This window comes from Absiella sp. AM09-50 (genome assembly GCF_003433845.1).
Lineage (GTDB): Bacteria > Bacillota_I > Bacilli_A > Erysipelotrichales > Erysipelotrichaceae > Hoskinsella > Hoskinsella hominis.
The window spans coordinates 20,277-31,411 of the sequence record NZ_QVFI01000034.1; the positions used below are offsets into that span (position 1 = coordinate 20,277).

Below are 11,135 nucleotides of genomic sequence, written 5' to 3' on the forward strand. Positions count from 1 at the left end.
TCTACTCCCCAGACATAAACTTATCAAAGTATTTTTCCACAGATAATTGTTGATTCAATTTTGGTAAACAAATATCCTGTAATGAACATGATTTGCACTTTTTACTTATTTTTACTTTTGGTGTATGTCCTTTTTCATATAATTGATGCATTTCTACTGCCATTTTCTTAACCTTATCCTTTAATTCATTTGTTAGGTCTATTGAAACCCTATGTCTAGTTTCTCCATAATACAGAGCACCTTTCATTACATCACAAGAAAGCATTTCTTCAAGGCATATCGCTTGTGCACATAATTGCAGAATATCAATTTCATCTTCTTTTGGCTTTCCTCTTTTATATTCAATTGGGAAGGGCAGATAAGTTCCCGCCCTTCCTTTTAAAGTGATTCCATTTTTATCTTCATGAAATTCTACAACATCACAATTGCCACTAAAGCCTAATTCTCTTGAAAAAATACGTAAACCTCTTGTGATCAATACACCATTTCGTGATTCAAAATAATCTTCATCATGCGTACGTTCATGAAAAATATTGCCATCAACCGTTCGATAATTATCTGCCCAAACCTGTTCGATATGGATAAGTGCCCATTGTCTGCGGCAAAATGCAAAATGCTGTATTCCGGATAACATTAAGAATTCATCTTCGTTATAGTCCTTCATATTCTTCCATTTGTAGACCATCTAATTGATTTACAGTGATAACATAATCCTCATAGCTTTTTGGATACTGCACACCTTCTTTTAACTGGATATCAACTAAGCGATGTACTTTCGCACTGGAATATTGTCCAGATTTACAATTATGTTTCCACCAATAAACTTTTCTTACTTCCATAGATCCCTCTGGTCTAGCACTTGAGGCATCATTTTCAAATAAAGAGATCAGTGCCTGTTTGATTTTTTCAGCATCTTCTTCACTAAATCCTGTTTTCTCAGCAAGCTGGCAATTGATACTGCCTTTTACAACATACAATCCAAATTCTACACGATGTTTCATTCCCATTGTATCAGAAGACTTTTTGTCTTTTGTCTCACTATTTACGCTTTTTGTAATTTGAATAGAGGTCGTTTCTATAGGAGATACACTAAATGCTTCACGTACTGTTACTGGTCCTCTGATTCCTCTAGAAACACTAGAATCATTTCCTGCTGATTTAAACGCCATAACTTGACCAAAACTACGAACATCAATCCATTTTTCACAAGCTAGGCGATATACTTCATCATCATTTTTTGCTTTTACTGCTTTTTGTAGCTCTTCATAGCCTTTAAAACGATCACTTAAACTCTTAAATCCATCTGTGCAGCGATCATCAGATTGCACGAAAATTTCTTCGCCCATATCCTGCAGACGATTTCTGATTTTTCTTTTAATACAAACATCAGAAATCTCTCCATAACCATCGAAATCTTCTCTAGGTGTATTTTCTGCATTAGGATCCCCATTAGGATTTGCCTTATTTACTGTCATCAAAACTACGAAATCAATTTTATTTGTTAATGTTGTCATTATTTTGTTCCTCCTTTATTTGATTTTCCATTTTTAAATCTTTTTCAATATATTCTTTCATACATTTAAAGCCTATTACAAAATCAAAATCTAGATTTTTCAGATTTCTTAATTCTTGCTCACTAGACATCTCATGCAATTGCTTAGCAACTTCCTCTTGCAGTTTTAGCAAGGTATTTGCCTTAGTTTTTAATTTATTTACATATGGTATGGATAAGGAATCAATACGATTTAGTGTACGCCATGGATACTTTTTCATCTTCGTAAATAATTTCATCGCATTTGTTGTTCTATTTTCCTTTGAAATCTGTAATGAATATGCCTCTATTTCATGATAGATTGCCATCAATTCTCCTAAAACAAAATCGATCGTAACATTATGATTTTGTCTGTTTTCTTCTAAGCTCACTGCCCAAACTCCTCCATTTCCTATATTTAGTCTTTTTCTATCGAAGCTTTCCCTGCGTGCCAATGCACACAAAACATCGATAGACTTCAGCCATACTTTTTCATCTACTTTTGACATCTTCAATACTTGATCATACACTTTCAATATAAATTCTTTAGGTAATGCTTTTCCCATGAGGATACATGGAAGTAGTCGTTTCAAATGTGTTTTATATATTTTATCTTTTACAACTAGTTCCTTGCCTTGATATGTACCATAAGCCATACGTATGATCGTATTTGGATAAGGCGTATAATCTCTCCAATTACATTGTGAATACCAATTATTAATATTACTGTAGTATCGCGATGCACTCAATTCTTGATATCCTGTAATTGCTAAACGACCATCTGTTGCGGATTCTAGTAACATAATCATAACATCTTCACGAGGATCTATTTCTTTGCCACGTCCTTTAATAGCAACATTTACTTTCAAAGCATACGTTTCTTCTGTAGTTACCTTTTCAATCTTTTTCATTATATGAAACATAGGGATATTTTTTGCATTCCACACCAATACAGTTAAACCGTGTTCTTGAAACCCTTGTTTTTGTATCAGCCAACGTAATGCATTATGAATTTTTTGACTTGTTTCATATCCCATACTGTTCACTTCATTCTTGCTTGCTATTCTTCCTCGAAAGGTAAAGTAAGTCGAATCATTTGATGAAATTAATTTTGCTTTATCACTGCCATATCGTATTTTATTGGGATGTTTATCTGTACAGTAGATTTCTTTTCCACTAACATAGCAAAGATCTTTTGTTTGACAGGTACTTTCATAATATTTAACAAAACTATCGAATAAGGATAGATCTTCCCATGGATGTTTTATATCATTATCCCATTCATCTATACAAAAGCGTACAAGTGCACCTGATTGCTCTGTTACTTTTTGAAATTTTTTCTTTTTATCTAAATGATCACCATCTAATGTTAATATTCCATAATCAATCAAATCATGAATCAATGTTCCCTTTTTTAAATACTTGTAAATCACCTGGATGGTGGGATGGGTGTATGGTGATTCCACCCATCTCTTTAGATTTTCCATATAGGATTCATGATATTCTTTTTTATTCTCTTCCACATATGTTACATAATCACCAGCTGTATATACCAGTTTATCATGTAATGGATGTGGCGAGATACCATTTGCCCTGCTCGCTGAGTCTTCAGTGACTGGTATGATTGTTGTAGCTTCATCGATGGAAAGCTCATTTGCCTCTTTGAAGTTTCCTTGTTCATCAAGTACAACTTCAATCTGTGCTCTTTGTTCAATATGCCCTGTTGGCAATAATATTGTACCTTCTTTACGAATTCCAATTTGTGAAGCACACATTTCGTATGTTTCCAATAGTTTATTTGTCCAACTCAAGTATACCACCTTCTTTCTCTAATTCATTCACAGTAGTAAAATTGTCAGCATTGAAGCGCTTGATATCCCCACTACCAACAACCCTATGCCATGGGCATTCTTCAGGTCGGATAAAATGAATAACTCCATGTTTCATAACAGGTGTCCACAATGTAGCGACTAGCTTGCCTTTTTCATCATCTCTAACATATTCATCTGGATAAATAAAGCCATGAAACATATTGCCAAATCTTTTTTCTTCTACATCATCAAATGCGCCTTTTTTTTCTCCAAAAACGCATGGTTCCACATCTGCCTGACATTCTCGTGTTCCAAGAAAGACATCTCTACGTCCACCTTTTTTCAGCAAACGTTTTGCAATGAAATAATGTTTATTTTCATTCCGATCATCCTTTAACTCATCGTGGTGCAAGTTCCACTCGAAATGCGCTCTAACTTCGTATTCTACATCATATAAATACGTATAACAAGCTAGTGTGTTTCCGCCATTCATCACGATAGGTCGAATACCTTTTGTAAATGTTTGAAATGTATTCACGACTCTTACATCATCAATCACCCAAGTAAATGTAGGTTTAAAATAAATACTCTTACAAATACCTTTTAGAGCTTCATAGGTTGGTATCATATAACTGGTTTTTTCTCCACCTGAAACCGCAAAGGGATCTGTAAATAACGCATATTTCCCTGATACTTTAAACTCGATTTGATTTTTTTTCTGCATAATCTCACCTTCTTTCATAAAAACATATCTTCAAGTTCTTTATCTATCATGAGTCCAACCTGTAAATCATAATATCCCTCCTTTAATGCCAGTATTTCACCAAATGGTAAGCAATCTACTAATCCTGCTTCCATTAACTGCCGATATTTTTGTTCATAAACTTGCACCGTATATTCTTGTGCTTCTTTTAAACGCTCATATTTCTCCTTATCTGGATGATTTCCATTAAAGAATGCTATCAATTCTCTTCCTTTTTCTTCATATGGAACCAGAATGCCAATTGTTTGTTCCATTACTTTAAATTGTTCGCCTGCTGATCTAAGTGCACTCGTAATATGAGGCAAGTTTTCGTTACCATTAGATACAGCTTCTTCAAGTCCTTTATGAAGCCCTGACCATAAATTAATTTGCGTTTCTTTAAACGGTTTATTTATCATATAATCCATATTGATCGATGAATTAAAATATAGTTTTTCATAATATCGATTGATAATATTGGTATCCAAAATACTATCAATATAGGCGTCATTTGATTCTATATAATCTAATAAGGATTGTGTAACCATTTTTCCTTCTTTTACTTCGATAAGGCTATTTATATTTTCTTTATCAGGCTTTACAAGATATACATATCCATATTGCTCATCGCCATTTCGATTACACCTTCCTGCTGCTTGTATGATACTATCCAGTCCTGTAATACTTCTTATAACAGAAGAAAAACTAAGATCAATACCTGCTTCTATCAAATTTGTTGAAATGCATATTAAAGGTTCATTCGCTATTAATTTATCTTTAATCTCTTGTAATACTTTATTTCGATGCACTGGACACATATTTGTAGATAAATGATATATGCTAACATTCACATTCATTTCTTCATTTAATGCCAGACATTTTTTATACAGTTCCATTGCATCTTTCTTTGTATTGACAATCGTTAACACTGAATTATGTTTCTTCCAACAATCCATAATAAAGTCTGCATATTCGTCATAATCGAATCCTTTTGGAGTGCACTTATTTACATAGTGCACTCGTTTAAACACATCGCTCTGTTGTAACTCATCTTGGATAATTCCATTATCTGCATAAATGCGCATCTGCCTTTTAGTTTTTTCAAAAACTGGTTGTGTTGCAGTACATAAGACTATAGTACTATGGCAAACTTCTGATAGGAAATTAATCATATAATTAAACATAGATATCATGTGTGTTGGAATAGTCTGTGCCTCATCTATAATGATTACTGATTCACTAAGTTGATGAAATCGCCTGATGCTTGTAGTATTTTTTGAAAATAAAGTTTGGTAAAATTGAACTGCTGTTGTCATGATAAATGGGCTTGACCAGTTACTATTTAAATACAAATACTTCTCTTGGTCTTCAGGTATGAAATCAGAATGATGAATCAGAACATCATCTTTACAAAAGAATTGTTTCATCACATCACTATTCTGTGTAAGAATACTTTTATATGGTGCAATATAGAAAATATGTTTCTTTTGATATTTATGTGCATGATGTAAAGCAAAACGTAAGGAAGATAATGTTTTACCAGATCCTGTAGGACAAGATAATCGGTAAATACCAGGTTGTCTGCTTGCAGCTATATAACATTGGCGAGAGATTTCCATACGCAGTTTATTTAATTCACCTTCTTGGGAAAAAGTAGAAATCAATTGCTCTAACTTATTTATTGCGTTTTTCCATACAAGATTATCATCTATTTCTATTAAAGGTGTTTCATTTAACATGAACATTCGTGTATCTTCCCTATCTGCTGCTATTACACATGATAAAACATACCGAATGATGGCACTGATATCAAATCCAAGCTCGTCATCCTTGTATTCGCCATCTGGTATTCTTTCATAAATAGCTTCGTATAATACCTGCAATTCTTCCACTGCTTTTTCAATATCATCTTTTATTTTGATTTCATCTAGCATCTCTTGAATATATTCTGATATTTCCTTTTCGTCATACTTTTCACTATAACAACTTTTCTGAAATTTTAAATCTCCATCTGGAGAAATAAAGTCTTTTAATCCGTGATGACTTATAATAGCTTCTGCAATTATTTCAGCAGTTAATATCACAAATGGATTATCTGATTTCGCAAATGTATCCATTATATATTTAGCACCTGCAGATGAGTGGTTTATACTTCCTTTTTGCACAAACTCTCCAGCTGCAGCTTTTCTAATATAAATTTGGAAAGCTTTTTGACTTTTTCCAATATCATGTAATTCGCCAGCAATCGAGCAGATATTTTCACAGTTTAATTTTTGTCCAAATTTTTTTGCTAATTGTTTTGTATGAGTATTGTGTTCGTATAATGGTTGAGCACGTCCCCCTTCGTTATTTATAGCTAAATGTGACACTTTATCATCTTTTTTTTGAGTAAATTTCATAATATTCTATTCCTTTCCTTAAACCACTTAATTTAATATATATAGTTTATTATGATACCATAGTATCAATAGTCTACTATTAATTTCTGATTTAATTTCTTTACCATCTCTGGTGTCGGTATGTACTTATTCATTTTCAGCCATTTATTAACCACTTTTAGCCTTGCACCGATCTCCTTTTGACTTGCTCTCCTTATTATTTGGTATTTCCCTTTTCGAGTAACACCGTTTATAAATGTAAAGTTCAGAAAACTGAATGCTTCTTTATCTTCTTGTTTACCTCTATTTTCAGACCAAATATCGCCAGTCTCTCCATCAACTTTTTAAAGAATTTCTTTACTTTTGTATCATGTTCTAAGCAGCACAAGAATTGTATTCATATCTTACAATGGATGAAAGAGAATATTTTCATTCTTTTTACTAAGTCTTTTAGATGTTCATTTGAATGATGTTAATATTCTTCTTTAAACACTCCGTCAATTCTAACTGTCTTATTTTTACTAAGCCTTTTAAAGACTGTTTGAGGTTATTTCCATTAGCATGGTGTATCAGATTTATATGTTTATCGTTCGCTTACTTAATTTCTGCTACTTTCTTTGGTTCTGTTAACATTTTTCCCTCTTGTCTTTTCCATGTTTTCCTATCAAAATCGACTATGTGCCATTTCCTTTACTCCACCATTTTGACGTATTTTCATTACTATGAAATGATCAAACTGCCTCATCGTCCATTTAACCTATCTTGCTTTTCAGGGTTTGATACATCATACTCTTTTGAAAACAGTAAAAACTCTCAGACACTTTTGAAGATACTCGTCACATGCTACGATAGAACTCACACTTCCTTACCATACCGTTCGTGTGTTATTGCCTGTTGTCATATGGAAAACATACTCTTCCATTTATCGTGAATAACATAGTTCAACTGTCTCGCCCCCTTTTTTATAAAATTACTATAGCTCACAATATTTTCTATCTACGCTTAAAATTTACCATCACTAACAAAGCTACAAAACTCATTACTGTGTAGGATTTCCACCTACTAATCTTCACAGCAAACTAGCTCATTCTCCATTTTTTATTGTAAGCGTTTCCACATCGGCAAAGTAATCATATCATAAGGATTAGAGAAAGTCAATATTGTCTATATACAATATACTAAAAGATAAAATTAACGAATATACCATAATAAACGCTGTGTTTTTCTATTGGGCTTCGCCCATTTCTTTCACTCAAACAAATCTAATTGCTCCTGCTTAATAATCACTTATGTTCCGTTTTATTCCTTGCTTTTTTCATATACTACTGCATTACTTTTCTTTTACATGCTGTCCTACTGCACTTATATAATATCCATCACTCCATAATCTGTTTACTTCAGGGCATCTTTTATATATTTCTTTTGCTTATACTTTTACTGTTTTTATTATCTGTACTACGTTTAATCTTGGTACAGATTGTATCAAAAAATGCACATAATTTTTATTTGTTCCTATTTTCAAAAATCTCGTATCATTTTTATTCTCCATCTCTAAATATATCCTTTTCAGTTCTACATTTATATTTATTTTAAAATCATTCCTTCTATATTTTTGAGCATATAAAGATGATACATACATTATATAATAGTCTTATTAATTAACTCATCTACTTTCTTCACTGATCGTATATTACCTACTTTACTTCACTGCAAGAAATTGATTATCTATATTTACTCCCTGTAAAGGTTTATATAATCCATTCTTAAAAAAGAAAAAAAACCACCTAAAACAACTCCTATATAAAATAAAATCAAAATACATTGTAATTAGACTTAAAATTATGTACAATATCTATGCCAGAATTTTATTCTGTGGATTTAAGCAGTATGTTGTACATAGAAATGCCGTGACCTCAAACAAATTATTTTCAAGGTCATAGCTTTTTTTTTGAAATAAATGTAAACAATTCTAAAAATAAGACCATTACTTGATCATAATGATGGAATAGTTGATATTTGTAAATCAGTCTTTCAATATACAACAATATCCCTAAAAAGAAAAAGAGGCTATTCGCCTCTCTCTCATTATTTAAGTCCGTATTTTTTGTTGAATTTTTCGATTCTACCCTGTGCAGCAGCAAATCTCTGACGACCAGTATAGAATGGGTGACAGTTACTGCAAGTATCAACACGTAATTCTTTAGCAGTAGAACCAGTTTCGAATTCAGCACCACAAGATGTACATTTTACAACAATACGGTGGTATTCTGGATGTATTCCTTTTTTCATTTTTATTCTCCTTCCGCCTTAGACTTCATGCGAGTCCAAAGTAAGTGCTATATCATTATAGCAATACTTTGCAAATTACGCAATAGAAAAATCACAAAAAAAACTATAAAATAACCAGATTTTCTCTACTTAATCTTCTCTTCCAAAAGATGAAACTTTCCATCTTTGTCGCGAGCATAAGCTGAACCTACTGGACTATCTAGAAAAGGAATGATCTCAGGATCATAATTACAAATAGTATTTAAAGAAAACACTTGTACATGATTTACATCGTTTAAATATTCTTGGTCTTCATTTCCATAAAAGAACTGCCATCCACTGTCTGGATTGCCTTCGCTTGGTTCACAACGAACCATATACCCAATTTGACAGCCATCCATGCTTATACGATCACTAACTAAACAGCCTCTTTCATCCTCTATCATTTTATGAATATCTATCATATTTTTAAAGTATTTCTTCGCCTGTGGCCACATATAAGAACTCCACAATTTATCTCCACTAAAAAACAATTCAGAAATTCCTCCAAATAAGGTCTGAAACATTTGATCTGCATATTCTATTTGCGCACCACTTGTATAAAATAAGAAATAAGTTCCACCACATAAATAACTAATAGCAAAATCTTCAAACCCGTCATATAAACGAAAAGCACGATTTGCAATATCATTTATCATAAATTGATACTCTTCATCACTTAAGTAACCAACACTATAGCTTTCCTTTGCCATTCTTATCCCTTCACCAAAATCAAAGGCCGCAAATCCTTTATTTTTTACAAGATCATAAAATTGCTGAGCAAAATTTTTACACTTATCAAAATAATCCTTTGATTTGTCATCTAGATCTTTTAAGTCAAAAGGTGGCTTTCCTTCCCAAAACCCTTGAAATTGCATAAACTGTAACTGTGTATTTTCAAAAACAAACTGACGTATTTTTTCAATAGCACTGTTCTTATCTTTTATCTCAAAACGGCTTTCTAAATATTGTTTTAAATCCTCTTCTGATCTTGATTTTATTTTATTTTCAAATACTGCATACCCTGTTAATACAGAAGGTAAAGCACCAATCAAATGAGGTAAAATTTCAAAAGTTGCTTCTTGTTTATCTTTTACTTCATTATTTTTTAGTTTTCTTTTTAAATTCTCTATAATTTCTAAATAATCTGGATTTTTTATTGTCATAAATGATCTCCTCGTCTTTTTCTTACTTTATTATATCTCAATAATCGAAAATAATCTATTTGAAATATTGCGGAGAACTTTAAACATATAATAGATATTGCTTTTCTTCAAAAATATAAAATTAGTTATATTTTTGCATTTGCTTTTATTTACTTATTTAAATCCATTCCATAATACTAAAGTTCACATCTTTTATCGTATAGAAAAATGTAATACAATTAAAATATCTGTTTAGTTATAACGATTAACCTTTCTAGCTTCTATATATCATACTTTAAAAGGGTTTTAAGGCCTTTATTATATTGATAGTATAAAGTATCATCCCACAAAGATATTCTTCAAAGCAATAGCTAATGACGCTGTTAGATCATTAACAAACTGAGCAAGATGCTAACATGAACTACTCCCACCTATAGAGCAAAGAACTTCTGGCTTATCCATTATTTGTACAAGCTAGAATTATTCGTATCTGTATCTGATCGTGTTTACAATTAAATACACATGACTGGTACGTTCACTGTACCTCTATACCATCGCTCTTTGAGTTTTGGCTTAAATGGATATACTTTCCTTATGATATCTCTTGCGCCGTTGAAATCTGTATTCTCCAAGACTCCTTCTTTACTTTTATATAAGCCTCGTTTTATTCTCTTTCCACAGGATGTTTATTCTTTTTCGCCATAACAAGGTATATTAACGATCTTTCAAGATTTCTTAAATGACACTATTGAGATCATTGATCAAACTCACTTCATTAGGAAACCTATCCTGCGGTGATTTGATGGCACCACTATAAGCATTACAAATATAGTACATTCCCATATTGTAGAGGTTTTTCGCAAGATGTGTCATAAGCAGGAATGGTTCATTGAACTCATGAGTAAGCTTTATAATATAGCGAAAAACACGGTAATTCTCATCATCATTTTTTTCATATAGTCATCTAATTTCTTTTTTTAATTAAGCTAATGATAGCACAATAATATTGTGATAAAAACAAAAAAGAAAAAATGACAAGAATTTTTATATTGCTACATTCACGCCCGAAGAGTGCACAGCGTGTATTCCAACTTACTTGTTCGCCGTTGAAGTCTAAGTTAGAGTCTATTGCCTGCTTTTTGATAAACTCTTAATCCTTTAAAATCGCAAAAAAAAGCCTCACAAATGTGAGGCAAACAGACCTGGCAACGTGCTATCTTC

The 11,135-nt window shown here is 32.1% G+C and carries 8 protein-coding genes; all 8 read right to left on the reverse strand.

Translation table 11 applies throughout. The features are described from left to right. Position 1: 1 nt before the first annotated feature. The gene (cas4, locus tag DW114_RS18840; RefSeq protein ID WP_117455585.1) at positions 2 to 664 is read right to left on the reverse strand and encodes a CRISPR-associated protein Cas4; all 663 of its coding nucleotides are present in this window, start codon (positions 662 to 664) and stop codon (positions 2 to 4) included. Further along, a complete protein-coding gene (gene cas7c, locus DW114_RS18845; RefSeq protein ID WP_117455587.1) occupies positions 651 to 1,514 on the reverse strand; it encodes a type I-C CRISPR-associated protein Cas7/Csd2 in 864 nt (287 codons plus the stop codon). Before cas7c ends, cas4 begins: the two co-directional genes overlap by 14 nt. After that, the gene (gene cas8c, locus DW114_RS18850; RefSeq protein WP_117455589.1) at positions 1,495 to 3,342 is read right to left on the reverse strand and encodes a type I-C CRISPR-associated protein Cas8c/Csd1; all 1,848 of its coding nucleotides are present in this window, start codon (positions 3,340 to 3,342) and stop codon (positions 1,495 to 1,497) included. The genes cas7c and cas8c overlap by 20 nt, the downstream gene beginning before the upstream one ends. Beyond that, the gene (gene cas5c / locus DW114_RS18855; RefSeq protein ID WP_117455598.1) at positions 3,326 to 4,066 is read right to left on the reverse strand and encodes a type I-C CRISPR-associated protein Cas5c; all 741 of its coding nucleotides are present in this window, start codon (positions 4,064 to 4,066) and stop codon (positions 3,326 to 3,328) included. The genes cas8c and cas5c overlap by 17 nt, the downstream gene beginning before the upstream one ends. Before the next feature lie 14 nt (positions 4,067 to 4,080). Then, positions 4,081 to 6,483 carry a CRISPR-associated helicase Cas3' gene (cas3, locus tag DW114_RS18860; protein WP_117455591.1) on the reverse strand — a complete coding sequence of 801 codons (2,403 nt, stop codon included), beginning with the start codon at positions 6,481 to 6,483 and terminating at the stop codon, positions 4,081 to 4,083. 1,405 nt (positions 6,484 to 7,888) lie between these two features. Further along, entirely contained in the window at positions 7,889 to 8,101 is a 213-nt protein-coding gene (locus DW114_RS22245) for a transposase (protein WP_117455592.1), read from the reverse strand. Between the two features lie 446 nt (positions 8,102 to 8,547). Continuing rightward, positions 8,548 to 8,751, reverse strand: a complete 204-nt coding sequence (gene rpmE, locus DW114_RS18870) for a 50S ribosomal protein L31 (protein ID WP_117455594.1) — start codon at positions 8,749 to 8,751, stop codon at positions 8,548 to 8,550. 125 nt (positions 8,752 to 8,876) lie between these two features. Beyond that, a complete protein-coding gene (locus tag DW114_RS18875; protein ID WP_117455596.1) occupies positions 8,877 to 9,935 on the reverse strand; it encodes an immunity protein Imm33 domain-containing protein in 1,059 nt (352 codons plus the stop codon). Positions 9,936 to 11,135 lie beyond the last annotated feature (1,200 nt).